The sequence below is a fragment of the Chryseobacterium sp. C-71 genome, from assembly GCF_020911865.1.
Taxonomy (GTDB): domain Bacteria; phylum Bacteroidota; class Bacteroidia; order Flavobacteriales; family Weeksellaceae; genus Chryseobacterium.
The window spans coordinates 1,877,122-1,903,475 of sequence record NZ_CP087131.1 but is presented as its reverse complement, the minus strand read 5'-3'; the positions used below and the strand labels follow the sequence as shown (position 1 = coordinate 1,903,475).

General features: G+C 34.0%; 21 protein-coding genes. 13 read left to right on the top strand and 8 right to left on the bottom strand.

The genetic code is table 11. The features are described from left to right. Positions 1-168 precede the first annotated feature (168 nt). The 6 genes from LNP04_RS08675 to LNP04_RS08650 all read right to left on the bottom strand — a co-directional run bounded on the left by LNP04_RS08675 (position 169) and on the right by LNP04_RS08650 (position 6,053). Positions 169-948 carry a T9SS type A sorting domain-containing protein gene (locus tag LNP04_RS08675; RefSeq protein WP_229986094.1) on the bottom strand — a complete coding sequence of 260 codons (780 nt, stop codon included), beginning with the start codon at positions 946-948 and terminating at the stop codon, positions 169-171. A gap of 16 nt (positions 949-964) precedes the next feature. Continuing rightward, entirely contained in the window at positions 965-2,266 is a 1,302-nt protein-coding gene (locus LNP04_RS08670; protein WP_229986093.1) for a hypothetical protein, read from the bottom strand. A 199-nt stretch (positions 2,267-2,465) separates the two neighbouring features. Then, on the bottom strand, positions 2,466-2,900 hold the full coding sequence (locus LNP04_RS08665; RefSeq protein ID WP_229986092.1) for an ankyrin repeat domain-containing protein: 435 nt from the start codon (positions 2,898-2,900) through the stop codon (positions 2,466-2,468). 52 nt (positions 2,901-2,952) lie between these two features. After that, positions 2,953-5,133, bottom strand: a complete 2,181-nt coding sequence (locus LNP04_RS08660; RefSeq protein WP_229986091.1) for a S41 family peptidase — start codon at positions 5,131-5,133, stop codon at positions 2,953-2,955. A 113-nt stretch (positions 5,134-5,246) separates the two neighbouring features. After that, the gene (locus LNP04_RS08655) at positions 5,247-5,453 is read right to left on the bottom strand and encodes a helix-turn-helix transcriptional regulator (RefSeq protein ID WP_129535932.1); all 207 of its coding nucleotides are present in this window, start codon (positions 5,451-5,453) and stop codon (positions 5,247-5,249) included. Positions 5,454-5,456: 3 nt separating this feature from the next. Continuing rightward, entirely contained in the window at positions 5,457-6,053 is a 597-nt protein-coding gene (locus tag LNP04_RS08650) for a DUF2975 domain-containing protein (protein ID WP_229986090.1), read from the bottom strand. A 124-nt stretch (positions 6,054-6,177) separates the two neighbouring features. On the opposite strand from LNP04_RS08650, the gene LNP04_RS08645 reads away from it, so the two are divergent. Next, positions 6,178-7,572 carry an MATE family efflux transporter gene (locus tag LNP04_RS08645; RefSeq protein ID WP_229986089.1) on the top strand — a complete coding sequence of 465 codons (1,395 nt, stop codon included), beginning with the start codon at positions 6,178-6,180 and terminating at the stop codon, positions 7,570-7,572. Positions 7,573-7,660: 88 nt separating this feature from the next. After that, a complete protein-coding gene (locus LNP04_RS08640; protein WP_229986088.1) occupies positions 7,661-7,780 on the top strand; it encodes a 30S ribosomal protein THX in 120 nt (39 codons plus the stop codon). A gap of 55 nt (positions 7,781-7,835) precedes the next feature. Here the strand turns inward: LNP04_RS08640 and LNP04_RS08635 are convergent, their stop codons facing one another. Continuing rightward, a complete protein-coding gene (locus LNP04_RS08635) occupies positions 7,836-8,495 on the bottom strand; it encodes a DUF937 domain-containing protein (protein ID WP_129535936.1) in 660 nt (219 codons plus the stop codon). Positions 8,496-8,770: 275 nt separating this feature from the next. Next, entirely contained in the window at positions 8,771-9,280 is a 510-nt protein-coding gene (locus LNP04_RS08630; protein ID WP_229986087.1) for a DUF2480 family protein, read from the bottom strand. A gap of 109 nt (positions 9,281-9,389) precedes the next feature. Here LNP04_RS08630 and lpxB point away from each other — a divergent pair, with 109 nt between their 5' ends. The 11 genes from lpxB (at position 9,390) to LNP04_RS08575 (ending at position 26,092) form a co-directional block, all read left to right on the top strand. After that, the gene (lpxB, locus tag LNP04_RS08625; protein WP_229986086.1) at positions 9,390-10,496 is read left to right on the top strand and encodes a lipid-A-disaccharide synthase; all 1,107 of its coding nucleotides are present in this window, start codon (positions 9,390-9,392) and stop codon (positions 10,494-10,496) included. 57 nt (positions 10,497-10,553) lie between these two features. Then, a complete protein-coding gene (locus tag LNP04_RS08620; protein WP_324292115.1) occupies positions 10,554-12,323 on the top strand; it encodes a ComEC/Rec2 family competence protein in 1,770 nt (589 codons plus the stop codon). A gap of 144 nt (positions 12,324-12,467) precedes the next feature. Next, on the top strand, positions 12,468-13,130 hold the full coding sequence (locus LNP04_RS08615; protein ID WP_229986084.1) for a succinate dehydrogenase cytochrome b subunit: 663 nt from the start codon (positions 12,468-12,470) through the stop codon (positions 13,128-13,130). Between the two features lie 15 nt (positions 13,131-13,145). Then, positions 13,146-15,158 carry a fumarate reductase/succinate dehydrogenase flavoprotein subunit gene (locus LNP04_RS08610; RefSeq protein WP_229986083.1) on the top strand — a complete coding sequence of 671 codons (2,013 nt, stop codon included), beginning with the start codon at positions 13,146-13,148 and terminating at the stop codon, positions 15,156-15,158. A 24-nt stretch (positions 15,159-15,182) separates the two neighbouring features. Then, on the top strand, positions 15,183-15,950 hold the full coding sequence (locus tag LNP04_RS08605; RefSeq protein ID WP_229986082.1) for a succinate dehydrogenase/fumarate reductase iron-sulfur subunit: 768 nt from the start codon (positions 15,183-15,185) through the stop codon (positions 15,948-15,950). Positions 15,951-16,089: 139 nt separating this feature from the next. Beyond that, positions 16,090-17,634, top strand: a complete 1,545-nt coding sequence (locus LNP04_RS08600) for a TlpA disulfide reductase family protein (protein ID WP_229986081.1) — start codon at positions 16,090-16,092, stop codon at positions 17,632-17,634. Between the two features lie 235 nt (positions 17,635-17,869). Then, a complete protein-coding gene (gene rlmD, locus LNP04_RS08595) occupies positions 17,870-19,276 on the top strand; it encodes a 23S rRNA (uracil(1939)-C(5))-methyltransferase RlmD (protein ID WP_229986080.1) in 1,407 nt (468 codons plus the stop codon). Between the two features lie 37 nt (positions 19,277-19,313). Further along, positions 19,314-21,791 (top strand): zinc-dependent metalloprotease, encoded by a 2,478-nt coding sequence (locus LNP04_RS08590; protein WP_229986079.1) that lies wholly within the window; start codon positions 19,314-19,316, stop codon positions 21,789-21,791. 6 nt (positions 21,792-21,797) lie between these two features. Then, a complete protein-coding gene (locus tag LNP04_RS08585) occupies positions 21,798-22,262 on the top strand; it encodes a DUF6452 family protein (RefSeq protein ID WP_229986078.1) in 465 nt (154 codons plus the stop codon). Then, positions 22,228-22,887 (top strand): DUF6048 family protein, encoded by a 660-nt coding sequence (locus tag LNP04_RS08580; protein ID WP_229986077.1) that lies wholly within the window; start codon positions 22,228-22,230, stop codon positions 22,885-22,887. The genes LNP04_RS08585 and LNP04_RS08580 overlap by 35 nt, the downstream gene beginning before the upstream one ends. Before the next feature lie 478 nt (positions 22,888-23,365). After that, a complete protein-coding gene (locus LNP04_RS08575) occupies positions 23,366-26,092 on the top strand; it encodes a reprolysin-like metallopeptidase (RefSeq protein WP_229986076.1) in 2,727 nt (908 codons plus the stop codon). Positions 26,093-26,354 lie beyond the last annotated feature (262 nt).

Genomic DNA, 26,354 nt, shown 5'->3' with positions numbered 1-26,354 from the left:
ATTCGTTTAAAGTTCAAGGTTGAAGACTCAATATTTAGAGTCTTTATTTTCCGTTTGCAAAGATAAGATTTTTGAAGGTTTAAAAAACAAAAAAACTTCCCGAAGGAAGTTTTAAAATATATTTAATGGAATTTTTAGAGAGTTATTTCTATTTTTATTTAAGTGAAATTATTTCTTGATAAATTTAGAAGAGAATTTCCCATCTTTATTTTCTAACGTCAGAATATAATTTCCTTTAAGCAATGATGATATATTTACTCCTTTGCTTCCGTCTACATTATCTTTAGAAATTACTAATTTTCCTTCGGAAGAATAAATATTCATTTTACCGGTTGCATTGAATTTTATGATATCATCTGCAGGATTTGGATAGCAAACTATATTTTTTGTTAATTTAACTTCATTTGTTCCTAAAATAGTACTTTCAATATAAACAACATTTTTGAAAGCCGGCCCCCAAACTCCCTGATTATCTTTTACTCTTACATTAAAGATATGAAAACCCATCGGTTGTGCAATTGGGATGTTATTTTGTAAAATATTTTCAACAGCGTTATCAAAGCTACCATCTACTGCTGTTAAAACAGTTGCATTTCCTTCTCCAGGATCTGCATCCCAAAAATATTCTGCATTTGTAAGATTTACCGCTCCTGTGATAGAAGGAGTTCCAGTATGAATTACATTTTTAAAAACGGGTCCCCAAACACCTAGGTTATCTTTTACTCTTACATTAAGAACATGGAACCCTGCAGATGCTGGAATTGTAATGTTATTTTGTAAAATATTTTCAATAGCATTATCAAAACTACCGTCCAAAGCTGTTAGTGGATTTGCACTTCCTTCTCCCGGATCTGTATCCCAAAAATATTCTGCATTATTTACTTTTACTTGTGCCTGAAATAAAAATACAAATAATGAAAGAACAGCTATAAATATTTTTTTGTTCATTGTTTTCATATTTTTATTATTTAGATACTCCTGTTGCTTCTGCTTGAATTGTAGTGGTACCTAAGTAAACTCTTCTTGGTGTGTTTAGGAATGTCACTCTAGGTTTATTTCCAGGGTTACTTGGCCAAAAATTTACCCATGAGTTAGAGCCACCCAAAGGACCTATATCATTTCTTGTGAGATCTAAATCTTGATACTCTTCATCAGATAATCCTGCATTTACAATAGCTCCTCCAGAAACTCCCGTATTTAAATTCATTGTGTAAATACCACTACTGATATTTGCATTTGCAACATCAACACCACTTGCAACATATGGTCCGGTAAATAAATTGTTGTTTACAATAACAGTTGGTTGAGAAGATGCATAGATTTTGTAATCAAAAGAACCTCCAGTTGGATTAACAATAATATTGTTAGCTATATTTATAATACCAGAAGTTACTGCATTGATATCTATTGTTTCATTTATATAACTCGGATTAGTATTACTAGATATAAAACGATTATTCTGAATCAGATTCGCAGATCCTGTTTTAATTGCAGATATTTTAAGAACAGGTTGAATTGAAGTAGGTGATATTGAGGGAGCTACTGCGTAAACAGTACAATCGTTATTATATATTTTCAATGGATAAGAGTTAGTAAAAATTTCCATTGAGTTAAAGGAAACGCCATTAAGATACATGGAATTAGCAATTATTTGAATATCGGATGAAGCTAAAGGTGCTGTATCATCACTTAACTTAAGATTTTCTAAAGTATTTGATATAATTTTACCATGAATAAAGTATAAACTTTTACAACTACTTTGGAATACATTAGCTGTTACATTTTTAGAGTTGTCTAAATCAATGCTTTGATCTACAGTACAATTAATTATATTTACAGTAGCCCTTCCACCAGATAAAGTTACGATTGAGGTAGAAATTGAACTTTGAAAAGCATACATGTTGTTTATTGTAACAACTCTATTCACCGCAGGAACAATAGAAATGTTTCCTTGAACATAATATTTACTAAAATTGATTTCAGAAGCAAAAGTAAGTGATTTATTAATCGTAAGATTCTCTAAATAAGGAACATTTCCTGTTTTAGGTCTGATGATGATACGATCACCGTCATTAGCTGCAGTTATTGCTTCAGATATTGTGGAATAAGCTCCTCCGGCTCCCAAATCACGTACGTAGAGATCTGCAGCTTTCATTTTTCCAAAACTCAATATGCATATCAATGCATATAAAACATAATTAATTTTCATAAGGTTATATTTTTTTTTAATCGTCAGCGAAATTAAATATTTTTTTGAATATTTCATACATACGTACAGTAAATAAATAAATATTTATTTACTAAAATGATAATAAAAGATTTTCTTATTTATCAAAAAAATAATAGTTAGTATTGTTTTTTAATTCTTAAATGCGTAAGATTTTTAGGTGATAGATATTTTTATAAGGTTTATAAACAAAAAAAACTCCCCGAAGGAAGTTTTAAATTATATAATTCGTACTATATTACAAAATCTTTGCAAGTTCTGGATGATTGTTTTTTTTAGCAATATCCTTAGCTGTTTCTCCGTTAGAATTTTTAGCAGATTTGCTAGCTCCTTTTTTCAATAGCATTTTTGCCATATCTGCATTTCCGTGCATTGCCGCATTCATCAGTGGAGTTATTCCGTTGCAAGCTTTGTTTACATCAGCTTTGTTGTTTAACAAGAAATTAGAAATTGCTTTCTTGTTATTCAGAATACTATAAGAAAGCATTGTGTATGATTGATCTTTTACATTCAGACACTTATCAAAGTCAGCTTTTGGAAAAACTGCAGTAAATTTCTCTATATTATCTGACTGTATGGCTTGTCTTTGTATTCTAGAAACCTGCTGTGCAAATAATGTGTTTGCAAGCATAGATATGCTGAAAATCAAAGTTGTGATAATAATCTTTTTCATAAAATTTATTTTTCTAATGAATATACAAATCTAAATATTTTTTTTGATACATTTAATTATTAATCCAATTGATTGCTTTTTCCAAAACTTCGTCTTTGTTGTTTTTGATTCCGTCTATGGTAGGTTTTACTTCTACATCAGGAATAATTCCTATTCTTTGGGTTTCTTTTCCGTCTGGATAGTAAACTCCGATTCCACTAATCATTGTCGAAATATTTCCAGGCAGAACGAAGTCTGAAACGTTGCCGTCTGCTCCTGCTGTCTGTGAACCAAAAACTTTTGAACTTGGAGCCGTTCTGAATGCCATCGTATGGTATTCTGCACTACTTTGAGTAGTTTCATTGATGAGTATGGCAATTTTTCCTTGGTAAGAATTTTTACCGGATCCTGGAATTTTCAAACTTGGTGTAAAAGTAAAAAGCCCCGGTTGAGTATTGTTTGTATTTGAAAACTTAACAAATTCTGTTGTCTCAGGTTTTAAAAGTTTCCCCATTTTTACGGTAACAAAATCTGATGGATAGCTTCTAAAATCAATCACCAAACCCTTTGTGTCTTTTATTTTTTCAAAGACAGCAGGAAGTTCCTCGGCTTTTACACTTCCCATATAAAAATAGGCAACATTATTGTCGAGCATGTTGAAAAATTCTTTTTTCTCTTTCGTGTATTTTAGCTCGGGACCGGTGTAGGTTTTAATAGTTTTTTCTTCTGTTTTTCCATTTCTTGAAAATTTAATGTTAATGGTCTCAGAGTTACTGTTTAAAAGATTGTAAGAAATGTTTCTTAATTGAGTCGGATAATTTGAAGCAGGCGTATATTTTAACCTGTTTTTGATAATATTTTCTACAGTTTCTCCATTGATTTCTGTAATCACATCACCTTTCTGAATTCCGGCTTCTTTGGCAAAATTCTCATTATAGAAATCATTTACGACAGCTTTATTTTCTGCAAAAGTTAGTTTAATAGGGCTGTATCTTTCTCCAAAATATTTTGTAAGCACTTTATTATTTCCCCAAACTCCGGCATGAGTATCATGAATTCTCGCAATAATTTCTAATGAGGCAAGAGTGTATTCTGTTTCGTCTTTTGCATTGATAAATTTGGGAACAAATTCCTTTAAAACATTTTTCCAATCTTCTTCAATGAGATTTTTGTACGGAAAATAATACTGAATCATATTCCAATATCTATAAAGTGAAAGCAGGCGGAAACCTTCATCAGGATAATTCATCTTTTGATAAGGATTTTCATTTTTAAAATCAGGATTCCCTACTTGCCTGAAAAAATCTACATAATAGTTTGCTTGTGGTCTTTTCGCTTCTTTTAATTTTAAAAGTTCTTCAGAAAGTTCTTTTGAAAACCCCGAATTAGTAATCCAGTCTAAATCGGGTTTAAATTTCACATTTTTCGGTTCAGAATTTTTTGCAATTTGGTATTTGCCTAAATTTTTGATCCATTGAAGGATAATTTCGTCCCTTTGATTAGATGAAACGCTTTTTGTCTTTTCGTATATTCTGAAAAGCTCATAATCCCAATTGTGATTTCCTTCTGCGACACTTGGATGATAGTATTTAAGATAACCCCAAATGAGCCCTAGTTTTGTAAGATAATCTACATTTTCGTTATCAAGATTTATATTTGAGATTTTCGAGCCAAGATCAAATTCTTTGTCAAGATCAATTTTGGTTAATTTTTTCTCGAAAATTTTAGCATCTCTAATATCTTTTCCGTCAATCGTGATTTTTAGATTGTCAACCCACATTTTTCCTATACCAGAAAGTAAAGCGCCAAAAACTATCTTCTTGGTATTTTCCGGAGACATATCAACCGTTACTTCATATTTTTTCCAGTCATTTGTTCCTTTTAAATTTACTTTTTCCATGTTGTCAAAAGCAATCTCAGGATCTATTCTTAGCCAAAGACCAGCAAAACCGTCAGAAATATTTTCTGTTTTGATATAACCGGAGAGTGTAATTTTTTTTCCTGCATAATTTTCGGGAAGTGTGTACATTAATGCTTTAAATCCTGAATTTTCTTTTGCATCAAATAAAACCGAAGTTTTTCCTTCTTGTTTTTCTTTTGCATCTGCTGATATTTTTGCAGTGCTGCCTCCAAATGTTGCCCATTGAGAAGGTAGATCGTTTTCAAAATTTTCAAAATTAAGATTTTCAATTTTCTGCTGTGCAAAAGAATTTAAACCTAATATTAATAAGACTAAAATTAAATATTTTTTCATAATTGAAGATTTATTTGAAGGGAGTGAGTGATGTTTTTGAAAGTGTAATTGTACACGTTTTAAGATACTTGTAGTTTTATCAATTGAATTTAAAAGTAAACTGTTGAAGAGTTTTAATCTTTTACGTATTCCAAAAGATCGCCGGGTTGACAATCGAGAATTTTACATATTGCCTCTAATGTTGATAATTTCAAAGCCTTTGCCTTCCCTGTTTTTAAAATAGAAAGATTGGCCTGTGTAATTCCTATTTTCTCTGCAAGTTCCTGAGACTGCATTTTTCTTTTCGCCAACATGACGTCTACGTTGATTATGATTGGCATGGTTTATATTGTTAAATCGTTTTCTGATTGTAAGTTGTAACCTTTTTTAAAGAATTCTACAATGAATAAAATGAGAGCTCCGAAGAATAAAAAAGGGATGGCAGAAAATGCTGTACTGCCAAAATCGTTGATGCGGAAAATGCTTATAACAATCATTGCAACTGTATAAAGAATATTGAGCCAGCCAAACCTTTTCAGCCAGAGAATGGCTTTTAAATTAAATACTTTTTCGTTGCTGATTTCTTTGAAAATATGATAACTGCTGTAAAAAAAAACAATCATAAAAATGCCTCTCACAGTATTGCTGATGTAGGTAGTGAGACTAAAAATACCTGTTATCAAATTCTGAGTAGTAAAGGGAACATAAAATTTGAACTTCATCAAATCATCAAACTTCTTGGTGTAGTGGTTTTTTGCCCAGCCAACATCATTTCCGATGATGTAAAAATCTGATAGCATCGAATGATTGGTTTTAAAATTATAATAAGATGTGGCATAGCCAATTTGTTCGTAAATAAATTGAACTGTCAGAATGGTAAACAACACAAAAAGGAAATAGCTGATGTATTGAGAGATTGAGTTTTTCCCGATAATTTTCATTGTTTTAATATTTTATTATTGCAAATATATAAATATTTATTGTTTTACGATAATTAATTATTTAAATTATTTTATTTGAAATTAAATTTATTGAAATCGTATTTTTAAAGCGATTAATTTTAAGATGAAAAAATATTTAAATTTTCTGAAGAAAGCATTTAGCGAAGAAGAAACCGATTATACCAAAATCAGTATCAGAAGTGCTGTTCTTCTTTTAGCGATTCCGATGATGCTGGAAATGGCCATGGAATCTGTCTTTGCTCTGGTTGATCTTTATTTTGTAGGTCACCTCAAAGAAAGTGGCTTTGCAATACAAACTGTTGGTCTTACAGAGTCTGTGTTGACTATTATTTACTCTATTGCTATCGGAATGAGTATGGCTGCAACCGCAGTTGTGGCAAGAAGAATCGGTGAGAAAAACCCTGAACAGGCTTCCAGAAGTGCGGCTCAGGTGATTTCGGTTTCGTTTGTTGTAACTTCTGTTTTGAGTATATTGGGAGTGATGTATGCAGAAGAAATCTTGATTTTGATGGGTTCAAAACCCGATGCAGCACCTTACGGAAAAGATTTTACGAGAATTATGATGGGAAGCAGTGTGATTATTATGTTGTTATTTTTAATCAACGGAATTTTCAGAGGTGCAGGAAATGCTGCCATCGCTATGAAAAGTTTATGGATTGCCAATATTGCCAACATTATTCTTTGTCCGATTTTGATAAGAGGCTTAGGTCCGATTCCTGCAATGGGTTTAACTGGAGCTGCGGTTGCAACAACTATCGGAAGAAGTACAGGCGTTCTTTATCAGTTGTATCATATTTTTATTGCTGATTCTTTGGTGAGAATCAAAACAATTTATTTTAAACCTGATTTTAAATTGATCATATCCATCGTAAAAATTGCCATGCCGGGAATATTCCAGTTTGTTATCGCCTCATGCAGCTGGATTTTTCTTGCAAAATTGGTCGCAACGACCGGTGGGGAAGACGCTTCCGCAGGTTATCAGACAGCACTTCGGTTAATGATGTTCTTTATGCTTCCAGCTTGGGGATTAAGTAATGCGGCTTCAACTTTAGTCGGACAAAATATGGGTGCCGGTGAAATGATCCGTGCAGAACAGTCTGTCATGAAGACCGTAAAGTATAATGTGATTTTCATGCTTTTGGTGAGTTTGCTGTTTTTAATTCTTGGCGATTTCCTTGTTGGTTTTTTCACTGAGCAGATTGAAATAAAAAATTATGCTAAAAATGCGCTACACATAATGAGCCTCGGTTTTGTTTTTTACGGAATAGGAATGGTCACTATCAATGCTTTCAACGGAGCAGGGGATACTTGGACACCGACTTGGCTCAATTTCTTCGGATTTTGGATGTTTCAGATTCCTTTGGCTTACGTGTTGTCAAAATATTTTGAAATGGGTCCGAAAGGAGTTTTTATTTCAATTCCGGTGGCAGAAACATTCATCACGGTCGTTGCTTTTATCTTATTTAAAAAAGGAAAATGGAAGAATGTGAAAGTTTAACTTATTTAATATGAAATATTTAACTACAAAATCTTTTGACTTCTTATTGTTAATGTGTAACTTGTGAAGAATAATAAATTATAATATTATGGGAAAAGGAGACAGAAAATCAAGAAAAGGGAAAATCATCTTGGGAAGCTACGGAAAGAAAAGACCGAGAAAAGCTTCAAAAGCTTACCCAGCAGCTGCTGAAAAGTCAAAAGACTAAAAATAAAAATGACCGAAGATTATTCTCCGGTCATTTTTTTATGTTTAAAATAAGTTTACTTTCCTCCGAAAAGTCCTCCAAGTAGATCTCCCAATCCACCTTGTTGCTGTTTTTGCTGTTGTCCACCGCCCCCAAGTACACTTCCTAAAATATCATTCAAAGGATTTCCTGAAGATTGTGATTGTCCGCCGCCTAAAACACTTCCAAGAATATCGTTCAAAGGACTAGATTGCTGTTGCTGAGCCTGATTTTGAGCACCTCCCAAAATTCCACCTAAAAGATCACCAAGACCACCTGCTCCCACATTGTTCTGTTGTTTTTCTTTACCAATGTAGCCCATGATTACAGGTGCAAGCATTGCCAAAATAGGTCCGATTTTGTCAATAGAAATTCCTGTATTCTGAGATAATTGGTTTTCTACATTGTTTTTTTGATTTCCGAAAACGTGAGAAAGAATTGATCCGCCTTCGTCTTGTCTGTTGTCAAGTTGTGACGTATCATCTAAAATGCTTCCATCATGATCTTTATCTAATGCGTTGTTTAAAGCTTCCGCTTCTTTCGCATCCTGAGATTTATTTCTAAGGTAAGAAATAACAAGTGGGGTTGCTACCGCCAATAGAGCAATAATCTGATTTTTGCTGATTCCAAATTTGTTTTCAGCTTGTTCAGCTACCTGATTTCCTGTGTTTCCTGTTAAAAGGTCGATTAAATTCATTGTTTTTGTGTTTAAATTTTAAAATTGTTAGAATATCAAAGTTATCAAAATTCTTGAATTAAAAAATTTTAATTTTAAAATTTGAAAAAACATCGTTTAATGATAAAATTAAATGAATGTCCGTAATTAGTAATAACTTGGTTTTTAAAGGTCTGTTTGTTTGTCATTTCGGAGGAATCTCAATATGCTTAAAATAAAGCAGTTTAGATTCCTCCGAAATGACAAAAATGACTGACGATTTGAATGTTGTGATTAAAAACGGACATTCATAAAAATTAATTCTTAAAAATAGGAACATTAGAGCAAGCTTCCCCAAACATTAATGATTTTACAATCGGTTTTAATTGTTCAACTAATTCGATATAAGCATTTTCAGGAATTTCCTTGTCAGAACATCCTTTTACCAAAACTCTTTTCCCTTTCAAATTATCAAAATCATGAGTTTGAATTGCGTTATGCATCAAAAGAACTTCCAGATCTTCTCTATTCCCGAAAACTATTTTTTTGGTAACATCAGTTAATTTTGCAGTGATCAGAAAGTACGCCCAAAGTGGAACAATGGCATCTGCAGAATTGTAGATGTAAACATATTGATCTTTATAATCTTCAGGGTTAATAGCAGCCACCTTTTCACGGAAGTCTTTTTCTTTCAAAATCATTTCCATGAAAAGAAAATCTTTCAAATCAATTCCTTTTCTGATACCTTTCGGAACCAAATCTGTAAGGTCAAAATTGACCAGTCCGCTAGACGCAACTTTATTTTTTATTTCAAATTCTTCTGACATTTTTTATCATTATCTTTGAAGCAAATTTACTCAATTATAATTTGAATTTTGATGTTTGAAACTGTTGTTTCAATAGATAAAATCATTCATCGCATATCAATTATCATTCATGAAATACTACATTATCGCAGGTGAAGCTTCCGGAGATTTGCACGGAAGTAATTTAATGAAATCCTTAAAGCAGAAAGATCCCAACGCAGAATTCAGGTTTTGGGGTGGCGATTTGATGGAAAAACAAGGTGGGACTTTGGTAAAGCATTATCGTGATCTCGCTTTCATGGGTTTTCTTGAGGTTGCAATGAATTTAAAGACAATTTTAAATAATATTAAATTCTGTAAAGCCGATATTAAAAATAATATTCCCGATGTTTTGATTTTGGTTGACTATCCGGGTTTCAATTTAAGAATTGCAAAGTTTGCTAAAGAACTCGGGATTAAAGTTGTTTATTATATTTCGCCCCAACTTTGGGCATGGAAGGAAGGTAGAGTAGAAACCATCAAAAAATATGTAGATGAGATGATGGTGATTCTTCCCTTTGAAGAAGATTTTTATACAAAACATGATGTGAAATCTCATTTTGTAGGGCATCCTTTGCTTGATGCAATTTCGACGTTACAAGATATTGATATTGAATATTTTAAAACAAAAAATAACTTAAACGAAAAAGAAATCATCGCATTGCTTCCAGGTTCCAGAAAACAGGAAGTTGAAAAGATGTTGGAGATTATGCTTTCGGTGAGGCCTTATTTTAAAGATTATCAGTTCGTTATTGCGGGAGCTCCAAGTCTTGAAAAGGATTTTTATCAGAAATATGTGGATGAAAATGTACATTTTGTTTCCAATAAAACCTATGATTTACTAAGATGTTCTAAAGCCGCATTGGTAACCTCCGGAACGGCAACTCTCGAAACGGCATTATTGAATGTTCCGGAAGTGGTTTGCTACCGTGGGAGTAAAATTTCTTATGCAATTGCCAAAAGATTGGTGAAGCATATCAAATATATTTCGCTTGTCAATTTAATCATGGATAAAGAAGTGGTTAAAGAATTGATTCAAAGTGAATTGAATACTAAAAGTCTTGTCGAACAATTAAATTTAATTCTTGAAGGCGACTCAAGAAATTTGATGCTCAAAGAGTACGAAACATTACGTATGAAACTTGGCGGAAAGGGCGCAAGTGACAATGCTGCAGATATTATTCTGAAAATTAAATAAACTTTTTACGAGATAGTTTCATTTTTTTATTACTTTAGTAGTACAAATTGATGAAAATTGAAACGACAGCCATTGCTAATATTAGTCTGCTGCTTTATTCTTGGAATTTTATTTCAGGATTATTTTTCTTTTAAACAAAATTTCATTCTTACTATCGCGATTTTCTGTTTCTTGATTGCGATTTCTACATTCATCAAATCTTTTTTTATCTCAAAATTTAACTCAATTCTTCTTGGATTGTTATTTTTCGGATTGGGAATCTGTTTACATTATTTAAATTTTCCCAATGCTTCTCAAGTTTCATTTCAACCTAATGAAAACATTGTTTTTAAGATTTCTAAAAAATTAAATTCATCAGAGAAAAATAAAAAATACGAAGCAATTGTACAGATTGGAAAAGAAACTTTTAATTCGGTTGTGTTAATTCCAAAAGGGAGTAAAGAGCTTGATTTTGAGCATTATTACAAAGCTAAAGCTTATGTAAGCCAACCTCAATCTCCGCAGTATGATTTTCAGTTTGATTATGCAAAATATCTTCATCGGAAAAACATTTTTTATCAATGTTACATCAATGATGAGGTGAGTTCAGCCATAAGAAATGATTTGTCTTTCGGTGAAAAAATTAGTCAGAAAAGGCTTGAAGTTTTACAGGAAATCAATCATTCTGAAATGTCATCAAAAAGTCAGGAATTTCTCAAGGGAATTATTCTGGCAGATCGCACGGAAATAGATTCGGAAACTTTGCAGGATTTTAATCGTTCGGGATTGGTGCATTTTCTTGCGATTTCTGGGACGCATGTTGTTGTCATTTTCGGGATGCTCTATTTTATTTTAATGAAAATTTTGCCACTAAAATTCAGGAAATCTGTAATCATTTTAAGTCTAGCTTTCATATGGTTTTTTGCTTTGTTTATTGGTTTGGGGAATTCTGTAGTTCGTTCTTGCATTATGCTAACGGTGTATTTTGTTTATATGTTGATTCAGCGAAAACCCGATTTGCTACATTCTTTAGCATTGTCTGCTTTTATTATTTTGATTATTGATACGCAACAGTTTTTTGATGTTGGATTTCAGTTGAGTTTTCTGGCAGTTTTCGGAATTTTCTGGCTCAACCAACCGATTTTGAAATATTTGCCAAGACAAGATAATTATTTAAAAAAGATCATTTTCAATACGGTTTCTATTTCTATTTCTGCGCAATTGGCAACGCTGCCATTGGTTTTATACTACTTTCACCAATTTTCTTTTGTTTCAATCGTTGCTAATTTTTTCATTGTTCCGTTTTCTGAAGTCATTATCATTTTTTCGTTTTTAATGGCAGGTTTAATGGCTTTAGGATTAGATTTCGGCATTATAAATATTGTGTACAATTTCATAATAGATTTACTGTTAAAAATAATTCATTGGTTTGCTGATTTTGAATCTTTGTTTTTTGAAAACATCTCAATGAATTTCGCTGAGGTTTCCGTACTTTTCATTGTTATTTATCTTTTGAAATTCATAATTGTTAAATTTAATGTTAAAAGATTCTCGCAATTTTCTTGGGTAGTTTTATTCTTTTTTATTTTGAGGATTTCGTTTACAATTTATGAGAATCAAAGAGAAGAAATTTTGGTTCATCAATATAGAAAAAGTAATGTCATTTCGGTTAAAAAAGGAAATGTAGTCTGTTTTTGGATTCAACATCTGGATGATGAAAAGAAAATTCGGCAATATATTATTAATCCTTACGTGTCTTCTCGAAGGGTGAAAAGTTTTAAGATTAAACAGCTTCCTGCTTCATCCGAAAAAGTGGTTTTTAATAACAAAGTTTATGATTTAAAATAATATTGATTTTTTAAATTTTTCTCGCATTTTCAATGTATTTCATAGTTATTTAGAAAGATTACAAACTGTCTAATAGTGAGATTTCTCACTTTTTAGTTTTGTTAACATTCCTTAATTTTGTGGAAAATCAAATTTAGACTTAATATGGCAGGTTTAACAAGTTCTACGATAGGTAGGAAATATGCTATGGCACTTTCAGCAATGTTTTTGCTGAGTTTCTTGGTGATACACGTGTCATCAAACATCACATCGATTTTCAGCGTTGATGTTTATAACGAGGTCGCTCATTTTATGGGATACAATCCTCTGGTGCAGTATGCTCTTCAGCCCGTTCTTACAGTGGGAATTCTTTTCCATTTTATTATGGGGTTTATTCTTGAGATAAAGAATAACAAAGCGCGTCCTATAAAATATGCCAACAATAACGGGTCGGCTAATTCTACATGGGTGTCAAGAAACATGATTATTTCAGGTGCTGTTATTTTAGCATTCTTTGCACTACACTTTTATGATTTCTGGTTTCCTGAATTAGATTATAAATTTGTACAAGGCAATACTCCTGATGAAACAAGATATTGGGGAGAGCTTCACCATAAATTTCATGATATTTGGAGAGTTGTACTTTATGTAATTTCATTTGTTCTTTTAGGACTGCATTTGGCTCACGGTTTCCAATCTTCATTTCAATCTGTAGGAGCGAGACATCCAAAGTACACGCCGGTAATCAAAGCGGTTGGTTTTTGGTTTTCGGTAATTGTTCCGCTTGGTTTCATCGTTATCGCAGTTTTTCATTACGTAACTCAATAATTTCAATATACTAATATGAGTAAATTAGATTCAAGAATTCCAGCTGGTCCACTTAAGGATAAATGGAAAAATCATAAAGACCATATGAACCTTGTTGCGCCTAACAACCGTGATAAAATTGATATTATTGTTGTAGGTACGGGTTTGGCAGGAGGTTCTGCAGCAGCTACTTTGGCTGAGCAAGGATATAATGTAAAAGCCTTTTGTTATCAGGATTCACCAAGAAGAGCGCACTCGATTGCGGCTCAGGGAGGTATCAACGCTGCTAAAAATTATCAAGGTGATGGTGACTCTACATACAGATTGTTCTACGATACCATCAAAGGTGGAGATTATAGAGCGAGAGAAGCAAACGTTTACAGATTAGCGGAAGTTTCTGCAAATATTATCGACCAATGTGTTTCTCAGGGAGTTCCTTTCGGGAGAGATTACGGCGGACAATTAGATAATCGTTCGTTTGGTGGGGTTCAGGTTAAAAGAACTTTCTACGCAAAAGGACAAACTGGTCAACAGTTATTATTAGGTGCATATTCTTCATTAAGCCGTCAAATCGGAAAAGGAAGAGTGAAAATGTACAACCGTCACGAAATGCTAGAATTGGTAATCGTTGATGGAAAAGCAAGAGGAATTATCGCTAGAAACCTGGTAACAGGTGAAATCGAGAGACATTCTGCTCACGCAGTGGTTATTGCTTCTGGTGGTTACGGAAACGTATATTTCCTTTCTACCAACGCAATGGGTTCAAATGTTTCTGCAGCTTGGAAGATTCATAAAAAAGGAGCATATTTCGCAAACCCTTGTTATGTGCAGATTCACCCGACTTGTATTCCTGTTCACGGAACACAGCAGTCTAAACTGACTTTGATGTCTGAATCACTAAGAAACTCAGGAAGAATCTGGGTTCCTAAAGATAAAAAAGATTCGGCTGCCATCAGAGAAGGTAAGTTGAGACCTGAAAATATTAAAGAAGAAGATAGAGATTACTATCTTGAAAGAAGATATCCTGCATTCGGAAACTTGGTTCCTCGTGACGTTGCGTCTAGAGCAGGTAAAGAAAGATGTGATGCTGGTTACGGAATCGAAAATAATGAAACTCAAGAAGGTGTTTACTTAGATTTCTCTACAGAAATTATCAAAAAAGGTAAAGAAGCTGCTATTGAAAAGCATATTCAGAATCCTACAGATCAACAAATTTACGATCTTGGAAAAGCTTGGATTGAAGAAAAGTATGGTAACTTATTCGTAATGTATGAAAAGATTACTGCAGATGATCCTTACAAAACTCCAATGAAGATTTATCCTGCCGTTCACTACACAATGGGTGGTGTTTGGGTTGATTATAACTTACAATCTACAATTCCTGGATGTTTCGTAATTGGTGAAGCCAACTTCTCAGATCACGGAGCAAACAGATTGGGAGCTTCCGCATTGATGCAAGGTTTGGCAGACGGATATTTCGTGCTTCCATACACAATTGCAGATTATCTTTCTGCAGACATCAGAACAGGTGCCATTCCTACGAATACTGCTGAATTTGATGAGGCTGAAAAAGAAATTAGAGACAAAGTAAACTTCTTTGTAAATAATAAGGGAACACATTCAGTAGATTATTTCCACAAAAGATTAGGACACATCATGTGGAATAAGGTTGGGATGGGAAGAACTCCTGAAGGTTTAAGAGAGGCGATTGCAGAAATTGATCAAGTGAAAAAAGATTTCTGGAAGGATGTAAAAGTAATGGGAGAAACTGAAGGGATGAACACCGAGCTTGAAAAAGCGTTCAGAGTTGCAGATTTTATCGAATTAGGACAGTTAATGGCGATCGATGCATTACACAGAAACGAATCTTGTGGCGGGCATTTCAGAGAAGATCATTCTACTCCTGAAGGTGAAGCAGAAAGAGATGACGTTAACTTCAAATATGTAGGAGCTTGGGAATATCAGGGTGATGATATTAAGCAAGAAGTTCTGCATAAAGAAGATCTTATCTATGAGAACATCGAAGTTAAAGCGAGAAGTTACAAATAATCTCCAACCTATAAATATAAAATTATGAGTGCAAAAAAAGGCCTTCATCTTACGCTGAAAATTTGGAGACAAAAAAATACAAAAACTAAAGGTCAGTTTGAGACCTACAAAATATCAGATGTTTCTACAGATTCTTCTTTCTTAGAAATGTTAGACATTCTGAACGAAAACTTAATCAACGAAGGAAAAGAACCTATCGCTTTTGACCACGACTGTCGTGAAGGAATCTGCGGTATGTGCTCTCTTTACATCAACGGTAGAGCTCACGGTCCGGATACCGGAATTACAACGTGCCAGCTTCACATGAGAATGTTCAAAGACGGTGAAACAATCGTTATTGAACCTTGGAGAAGTGCTGCGTTCCCTGTTATTAAAGATTTAATGGTAGACAGAAGCGCATTCGACAGAGTAATGGCTGCAGGTGGATTTATTTCGGTAAACACTTCAGGAAATACTTTGGATGCGAATGCAATTCCAATTCCTAAAGAAGATGCAGACAAAGCAATGGATGCTGCAGCTTGTATCGGTTGTGGAGCTTGTGTGGCGACTTGTAAAAATGGTTCTGCAATGTTATTCGTTGGAGCTAAAGTTTCTCAATACGCACTTTTACCTCAAGGTAGAGTAGAAGCAAAACGTAGAGTTCTGAACATGGTGAAAGCTATGGATGAGGAAGGTTTTGGTAACTGTTCAAACACTGGAGCTTGTGAAGTAGAGTGTCCTAAAGGTATTTCTCTTGAGAATATTGCAAGAATGAACAGAGAGTACATGGCTGCTATGGCAGACAGAGGTTAATCTGTTTTAAAAATATATTTAAAATTTCGTCTTCTTCAATGAAGGCGAAATTTTTAGTTAAATCTTTCATAAAATCAATTATTAGATAGCAGTAAGTTTATCGAAAAACTTACTTTTGCTAAATTATTTAAAATCAAAAATGAAAAAATATCTTTTGTTATTTGTCATTGCAATATTTGCAATGTCTTGTTCAAAAAAAGTTGAAGTAAAAGGAAAAATCGCAGGAAGCTCTCCATTAGAAAGAGTAGAATTTGTAGAGGCTTCTGGTGTTGCTACTTTGCCATTAATCAACATGGGCTTAGACAAAGACGGAAATTTCGCAGGAACTTTTGAAGCTCCCAAAAACGGAATGTACGTGATCAACTATGCAGGAAAGCAAAACTTAATCTTCCTTAAAGGCGGACAAACAGTGAACATCTCCGGAAGTGCAGCTACTTTCCCTAATGAGTATGTCGTAACAGGCGATGCTAAAAATGATAATGACTTTTACCAGGCAAGTCAGAAATTTCTTTCTACTTACGGTCAGGGATTAAATATTCAGGAATTATTAGCTGGTGATGAAGCAAAGTACGTAAAGGCTATGCAGAAAATCGAAGCTGATATCAACAAAAATATCGAAGAGAACGTAAAGAAATTCAACCCTGGTAAAGAAGTGGTTGAATGGAAAAAAACTGATGCGAAGGTGGCTATTCTTAATTTATTGGTAAATTATGAAATGACTAAAAAGCAAATGTCTGGAAATCCTTCTTTCAAAATGGGGAAAGTATTTACAGATTATGAAAATAAATTAAAAGAGAACAGTGACGAAATGGTGAAAACAAGCCCTTTCTACAGACAATATCTTTTAACTAAAATGAGCCCTGGTTTCCAAAAATTTGCTGAAGCAAAAAGTAAAGGAAAGACAGATATTACAACGACAGAATTATTTAATGATTATTTGAAGTCTCAGAAAGAAGTTTCTCAGGTTACAAAAGATTATTTGTTGGCATTCGTAATGGCACAGTCTGATATTCACCCACAAACTCCTGCAGCTACGACTGATAAAATCAAAAAAATCATCGAAGAAGATATTAAAGATGCTGGTGTAAAAGCAGATGTTAAAAAAATGCAGTTTACCATCAACGGATTCAAAATCGGTGATGATGCTCCGGAAGCTTCATTAGTAAAAGCAGACGGTTCAGCTTACAAATTGAGCGAGAACAAAGGGAAGCCTTATGTATTAGTTTTCTATGCATCATGGAATCCTTACATTGCAGAAGGTACAATCCCGGTATTGAAAGAAGTAGTGAATTTCTATAAATCTAAAATGAATTTCGTTTTCGTAAATGTTGATGATACAAAAGAACAGTTTACAAAAACAAGCAATGCAATGATGAAAGGAATTCAGGGAACGAATGTTTATGCTGAAGGTGGTCTTAATTCTGACATCGCTAAAAAATACGGAGTTTACGGATTTAAATTGCCAAACTTCATCGTAGTAGATAAAAACGGTAAAATCGCAAGCAGATCTTTTGTTAACTTAGGTGATCAGGATTTGATTACGATCTTAGATAAAGAAACAGGTCTTTCTGCACCAAAGGTTGCTCCTCAACAGCAGATGATGCCTCAAATGAATATGGATCCGTCAGCTCAGCCTGCTCCTCCAGTTCAGGAAGCTCCTCAGCAACCGGCTCAGACAAAATAATAAAACTTACACAATAGAAAAAAACCTTGTCTTCGGATAAGGTTTTTTTTTATTGTATTTTTGCAAAGCAAAAATAAAAAGCTAATCGGTCAATAGCTCAAACATTTAAAGCTAAATTTAAAACTTTGAATGAAAAGCTAATCGTGAAAGCTGCTTACTAAGCCTTTATATAGAAAAAATAGAAAATTTACGGGGATAGAAATAGAAAGCTAGATCCGTAGCGATAGAAATTGATATGAGAAAGAAGAAAGATGTAATTCTTGAAAATATAAAATTGTTTGCCGCAGGCGCAAAAGGTGTTGCCATAGGAAAAACTGAAGAAGGGAAGACTGTATTGGTTTCCGGAGCAATTCCCGGCGATGTGGTGAATGCAAGAGTGAAAAAGTCAAAATCAAAATATTTTGAGGCTGAAGTAAAAGAAATTGTTGAGAAATCACCATTCAGAGTTGAGCCAAAATGTATTCATTTCGGAACTTGTGGAGGCTGCAAATGGCAGAATATGAGCTACGAAAAGCAGCTTGACTTTAAACAAGAAGAAGTTTACAACAACATCAAAAGAATCGGTGGAATTGATGATTTCGAAACCGTTCCTATTTTAGGTGCAGAAGAGCAATATTTCTACAGAAATAAGATGGAATTTTCTTTCTCTAATGCAAGATGGCTGACTCAGTACGAGATCAGTTCTGAAGAAAACTACGGAAGCAGAGATGCCCTTGGTTTCCATATTCCTGGAATGTGGAGCAAGATTTTAGATCTAAAAGAATGCTGGTTGCAGGAAGATCCGTCTAATGCGATTCGTTTGGCCGTAAGAAATTTCGGAATTGAGAACGGATTAGACTTTTTCGATGTTAGAGAGCAGAAAGGTTTTCTAAGAACCTTGATGATGAGACAAAACTCAAAAGGGGAATGGATGGTCTTATTCCAATTGTACAGAGAAGAAAAAGCGAACCGTACAAAACTTTTCGATTATTTATTAGAACAATTCCCACAGATCAAAACTTTGGTTTATGCTATTAATCCCAAACAGAATGATTCTATCTACGATTTAAATGTAGAAATTTATTTTGGTGAAGGATTTTTAATGGAAGAAATGGATGGTCTGAAATTCAAAATTGGTCCGAAATCTTTCTTTCAAACCAATTACAAACAGGCTTTAGAATTATACAGAAAAACACTTGAATTTGCTGACTTAAAAGGTGATGAAGTGGTTTACGATTTATATACAGGAACTGGTACAATTGCACAATACGTTGCCAGAAATGCAAAACATGTGATTGGAATCGAATCGGTACAGGAAGCTATCGACGCAGCCATCGAACATGCCGAATTGAATGGTTTGACGAACACAACTTTCTACTGTGGAGATATGAAAAATGTCTTCAATGACGAGTTTTTAGAAAATCACCCGAAAGCAGATGTGTTAATCACAGATCCTCCAAGAGACGGAATGCACCAAAAAGTGGTTGAACAAATCCTAAAGTTAGCTCCTGAAAAAGTGGTTTATGTAAGCTGTAATTCGGCAACTCAGGCGAGAGATTTAGCTTTAATGAAAGAACATTATACTTTAGTAAAAATTTTGCCGGTAGATATGTTCCCACAGACGCATCATGTTGAGAACATTGCATTGTTGGTTAAGAAATAATTATTTTTAAATTTGAATAGACAAATCAGATATTGATATGATAAAAAACTGTAAAACATTCTTCTTATTAGCAGCTTTGGTATTTTGCCAGCAAAATTTATTTTCTCAGGAAAAACCTAAAGATTCTGCAGCTGTCGCAAAAACCGATACGGCTAAAGTAAAAAAAGACGATAAAAAGAAAAGCCTGATTAAACCATTTAAAGAAATCATTACCGATAAAGCGGTTTCTGATCAGGGAGTTTTTACAGTTCATAAAGTTGACGATAAATATTACTTCGAAATCCCGGATTCGATGCTGAAGAAGGAATTTCTCTTGGTGACAAGACTGACAAAAGCTGCCGCTGGAATGCGTTCCGGAACTTCCGGTTATGCTGGAGATCAGATTGGTCAGCAAGTCATTGCTTTTGAAAAAGGACCAAAAGATAAAATCTTGTTACGTTCAATTTCTCATGTCGATTATGCGAAGGATTCTACGTCGCAGATGTATAATTCGGTGACGAGAAATAATGTGCAGTCTATCATTAAATCTTTTGATGTAAAAGCGTATGGTGTCAAGAAAAATTCGTCTGTCATTGAAGTTACAGATGTTTTAAATTCTGATAATGAACTGACTTCTTTTTCGGTTTGGTCTAAAGATTCTTACAGAGTTGGCGTTTTTCAGAAAGACATGTCATTTGTAAATTTTGTTAAATCTTTCCCGACCAATATTGAAATTAATACTACAAAAACTTTCGCAAGAACTCTGGGAGCACCTGTAACTCCAGCAATTCCGGGAAGACCTACACCGAAGATCAGCGGAAATTATACTGTTGAAATTAATTCTTCATTTGTACTTCTTCCGGAAAACAAAATGCAGGCAAGATATTTTGACCCAAGAGTAGGGTATTTTACAGTTGGTTACACAGATTTCGATCTTGATCCTCAAGGTGTAAAAAAGATTTCTCTGGTTAAAAGATGGCGTTTGGAACCAAAACCACAGGATGTAGATAAATATAATAAAGGAGAATTGGTAGAGCCATCAAAACCGATTGTATTCTACATCGATCCTGCAACTCCGAAAAAATGGGTTCCTTATTTAATACAGGGAGTCAATGATTGGCAGAAAGCTTTCGAAAAAGCAGGATTCAAAAATGCTATTGTAGCAAAAGTTCCGGATCCGAAAATAGATACAGAATGGAGTCTTGAAGATGCTAGATTTTCAGCGATTGTTTATAAACCTTCCGATGTGCCAAATGCTTCAGGACCTTCAATTGCCGATCCGAGAACGGGAGAGATTTTAGAAAGTCACATTAACTGGTATCATAATGTTATGTTGTTGTTGAGAAATTGGTATTTCGTACAGGCATCACCAAATGATCCAAGAGCAAGAAAAATGGAGTTTGATGAAAAACTAATGGGAGAATTGATTCGTTTTGTTTCTTCTCACGAAGTTGGTCACACGTTAGGTTTGAGACATAACTATGGTTCAAGCTCAACTGTTCCTGTTGAAAAGTTAAGAGATAAAAAATGGTTGGAAAAGAACGGTCACACGCCTTCGATTATGGATTATGCAAGATTTAATTATGTTGCACAACCTGAAGATAATATCGGTGATGCAGGAATTTTCCCAAGAATCGGAGATTACGATGATTGGGCAATCGAGTGGGGGTACAAAAGATTCAACCAGTTTAAAACTCCAGATGCAGAAAAAGAATTTCTGAATCAGTGGGTAATTAAAAACCTCAAAAACGAAAGATTGTGGTTCGGAACAGAAACAAATCCTTTTGATCCAAGATCACAAAGTGAACAAGTTGGTGACAATGCAATGATTGCAAGCACTTACGGAATTAAAAACCTTCAGAGAATTGTTGATAATTTAGAAAACTGGACTAAAACTCCAAACGAAGATTATGCAAACCTTGATATGATGTATGATCAGGTGACGAGCCAATTCAGAAGATATTTAGGTCACGTTTCAAAATATATTGGCGGACAAATGGAAACTCCAAAAACTGCAGAACAATCTGGAGCAGTGTATGAAGTTGTTGCTAAAAAAGATCAGAAAGAAGCTATGAAATTTTTAGATCAAAACATTTTCACTACACCACAATGGCTGATAAAAAAAGATATTTTTGAGAAAACAGGTAAAACTCCTGTGAAAACGATTGAAGAAATTCAGAATGGTGTTTTGGGACGAATTTTAAACCCGATGGTTCTTCAGAATATGTATCAAATGGAAGCTGTTGAATCTAATACCTATTCTGTGATTGAATTGCTTTCAGATTTAAATACCTCGATTCTTAAAAATGAGACGGCAGATATTTACAAAAGAAATCTTCAGAGAAATTATATCGATTCATTAATAAAACTCGTTGATAATAGAGCTTCAGACAAATCAGATGTTTCTGCATTGGTAAGAGGAAATTTAAATACTATTAAAAAAGAACTTTCTGCAAAATCAAGTTCAGATCTGGTGAATAAATACCATTACGAAGATTTGGTTTTCCGTATTGAAAAGGCTTTAGATCCAAAATAATTTAAAATGAAAAGATTACTGTCATTCCTTATATTATCTGTCATCATGATCTCCTGTGGTGGAGATGACGACATCTGCGAAAGCGGTGAAGGTACGCCAAGAATGAAAATCATGTTTAAAAATGCCGATAAAATCACAACTTTAGATTCTCTGAAAGTCTATGTAGATTACGGAGTAAGAACAGTGGATTTGGGATGGAGCAGAAATACAGATTCTATTTTAGTTCCTCTTCGTGTTGACGATTCTCCATTCACCGATTTGTATGTAAAAAGGACTAAAAAAGGTGATTCATCAAAAGTACGTGTGAGTTACACGACAAAATCAATTTACGTTTCACCTGGCTGTGGAGCTAAATTGAATTACGAAAATTTAAGCGGACAATTATTAAAAGTAAACCCTGTCATCAAAATAGAATCCGGACAAAACTTTATTGAAAATGAAGACAAAACTAATCTTTACCTCGTTTTTTAGTCTGTTGGGACTGCTTTTTTCTGCGCAGGAAAAAAAGGAAGCCGAAAAAGAAAAATGGAAATACGAACCCAACTTCATGGTTGGGGTAGATGTTCTGAACACCGGAGTTTCATTTTTTTCAGACAGACAATTGTTTCAGGGATTTATTTCATCAAAAATAAAAGGGAATATTCATGCAATCATAGAAGCTGGTTTCGAGAAAAATATCTATCAGAAAAATGGCTATGATGCCACAGCTAATGGGCCGTTTGCAAAAATAGGTGCATTTTATATGTTGGCCAGAGATCCTGAAAATGAATTCAACGGTTTCTATGGCGGTGCAAAAATAGGTGGCTCATTTTATACGCAGGAATATTTTGCAATTCCTATTCGTGGTTTTGGAGGAAGCAGTTCTTCCGTTTCACTGCCTGCATCTTCTCAATCATCTTTCTGGCTAGAAGGAACAATAGGTGGAAGAGTTCAGTTATTTACCTCAAATTTTTTCATCGATGTTAATATGCAACCAAGATATCTGATGGTCACTTCCAAACAAGACGAAGTTGTCCCGATGATTGTTCCCGGCTTTGGCAGAAGCTCTTCTAAATTTAATATGGGTTTTGCTTGGAGTATTGCGTATAAGTTTTAGATAAATTACATATTTTGATGAATTCTTATATTGTTTCATTCTCATATAAATCATTCGTTAAAAAATATTTTTAGGGTAATTTATTACGTTTATAAAGGTGTTATTCGATAAGTAATTTTTGTTGAATATAATTGCCGATTAGAGTTTTAACATAGTTACCGACGTATGTGTATATATTTAATAATGTAAAAGCAGTATATTTGAGAATTAAAAATAATTCAATTATATGAAAAAACTCATTACTGCTTTATTTTGTGGTTTAATAGGAGGTTCTGCTTTTGGGCAGTGGACTCCCACAAAGGCACGTGGTTCAGAGACGGAATTTTCTCTAGTTCAGCATTATAAACTAGATTTAGCCAAAATTCAATCTCAGTTAAAAAATGCTCAAGAATCAGGTTCCAATGCGAAACCGGTTGAGATATCTTTACCGACTTTAAGAGGTAAGATTGAAAAATTTGCTATTTATAGCTTCCCAGTATTGGCAAAAGAATTAGCTGATCAATATCAATTAGGATCTTATGTTGGGGTAGGTATTGATGATCCTTCAAAATTCGTAAGATTTTCTGTAGCACCTAATGATTTTCAGTCAATGATTATCAAAGACGGGAAATACGAATTTATTGATGCTCAAGATGCTGCTAAAACTATTTATGCAGTGCATCCGAAATCTCAAAACCCAAATGGAAAAAGTTTTAGCTGTAGTACTTCTGAAGATCCTGCTTCTGTTAGCCAGCTAGATGCTATAAAAATTTCTGGTCAGTCATTTACTAATCAATCTTCAAATTTTGCTAAAAGTTCTGATAAAAAATACAGAACATTAAGATTGGCAATTTCAGCTACTGGTGAATATACTGCTTTTCATGGTGGTACTTATGCTACGGCATGGGCTGCTATAAATGCTACAATGACTAGGGTAAACGGTGTTTTTGAAAAAGATTTAGCATTACACCTAAATGTTCAAAACTTTCCAGCAATTGTATATCTTAATGCTGCAACTGATCCTTATACTAATAATCTTAATTACCAGCTTCAACAGGTCTTGTCATCAAATGTTGTGGGGAGCGCTAACTATGATATAGGTCACGTATTTAATGCGGCCGGAAATAATGGTAATGCAGGATGTATTGGGTGTGTTTGTATTGCGCCAACTTCTACAGATCCTGCTTTAGATGAATCTTATGGAAAAGGTTCAGCATTTACACAAAGTACAAGCCCTGTAGGAGATACTTTTGATATTGATTTTGTTGCTCACGAAATGGGACATCAATTGGGAGCTAATCATACATATGCTCATGTAATTGAAGGTTCTGGCGTTAATATGGAGCCGGGTTCCGGATCTACTATAATGGGATATGCCGGAATTACTAATGCTAACGTACAAATGAACTCCGACCCATATTTCCATGTGGCAAGTATTGTACAGATTCAGAATAATATGCTTAGTAAGACGTGTGACGTAGAAACAGTTACTGCTAATAATCCTCCTGTAATAGTAGCTCCTCCTGCCTACAGTATCCCAAAAGGTACTGCTTTTGTACTTACTGCTTCGGCTACAGATCCTGAAAATGACCCATTAACTTATACATGGGAAGAATTTGATGATGCGGGCGCTATTGTTAATAATCAAATTACTGGAGGTCCCATTGTTGCTTCCAATTTAGGAAATACAACGTATGGTGCTTCATTTAGGTCTTTTTCTCCAACTACAAGTCCAACACGTTATTTCCCTAAACTGTCATCGGTTTTAAATGGAGTATTAAATAACTCAACTAATCAGTGGGAATCTGTTTCGAATGTTGCGAGATTATCGCGATTTGCTGTAACTGTAAGAGATAATAGCCCGGCAGGTTTAGGTACTCAGCAGCAAACACAATCTGCATTACAGATAATTAACGTTGGCAATGATGGTCCTTTTAAAGTTAATGACCAATTTCAATATGCATATACAAATTCATCAACTCCAATTCTTTGGGATGTAGTAAATACTGCTGCTGCACCATATAATGCAGCTAATGTTAAAATAGATTATACAGTTGATAATGGTACTACTTGGGCTGTATTAGTTGCTTCAACGGCAAATGACGGTACAGAAAGTATTACATTTCCTGTTGCACTCAATAATCAAAATATTAAACTAAGGATTTCTGCAATAAATAATGTCTTTTATGCTGTGAAATCTATATTTGTGACAACGAGTGTTGCATGTGGTGCACCTATAGGTGGAATTAATATTACCAATATTACTGCAAATTCCGCTACTGCTAGTTGGGCTCCTGTAAGCGGGGCAGCCTCATATGTTATCAGGTATAAGAAAACTACTGATGCTACTTGGCAACAAACTACATCTGCTACAAATAGTGTTAACCTTACAGGTCTATTAGCAAGTTCAGTTTTTGAGGTACAAGTTGCTTCGGTGTGTGGTACTCAATCTCCATTCTCTGTGAGTACAAATTTTACAACTCCAGCAACTACGTATTGTACAATTGCAGCTAATAACGAAACACAGTATGAATATATTTCTAATGTAACTCTATCTAAAAATGGTACTCCATTGTTTTCCAATACATCAGGAGCATCTAATTATACAGATTACACAGCAAATATGGCACTTCAGCCTAATCTTGCAATAAATAATTCTTACGGATTATCAATCACGGTAACTGATCCTGATTATGATGCGGCTGTAGTATTTATTGATTTTAATAAAAATGGTGTTTTTGAAAACTCTGAGAGAGTTCTAAACTATCCTGTAGCAGTTCCTACAGCACCAATTACTGGCACCTTCACAGTACCTGCAAATGCAGTATTAGATCAGCCACTCAGAATGAGAGTGATATTGGCATACCTAGGATTATCTAATGCAGGAAACCCTATAGTTTCTACTTATGCTGGTTGTGGAATATTTAATTATGGTGAGGCAGAAGATTACAATGTTGTTGTGAGTAGTGCGTTAGGAACAAATGATTTAAACTTTATAAACAATGGTATTCAGATTTACCCTAACCCGGTAAGTGATATCCTAAATGTTACTAAAGTTTCTGATAAGGCAACTTATAAAATATATAGTGCTGCAGGTCAGCTTGTAGGTAATGGAAATATTAATGCTGGAAAAATTAATGTATCTTCATTAATCAAGGGAGCTTATGTGATATCTATTGAAGATAAAGGAAAAGAAAGTTTCAATTCTAAATTCATCAAGAAATAATAAAGCATCTTATAACTTAATAAATCCTCAGGTTTTCCTGGGGATTTTTTTTATTATGTAATCATATGTTAAATTTAAATGCAGTTGTGATAAAAAAAAGTGTTAAACATATCAACGAATAATAAAAAATGATTAGATTTGTATCTAATATAAAATTATTGTGTCTATGGAGCAAAAGTCTACTTTTTTCATGTTTTCTCGATTTACAGAACATTTAATTCTTAAAACGAGGAGTCTTTACAAAACAATTACATCACTACAC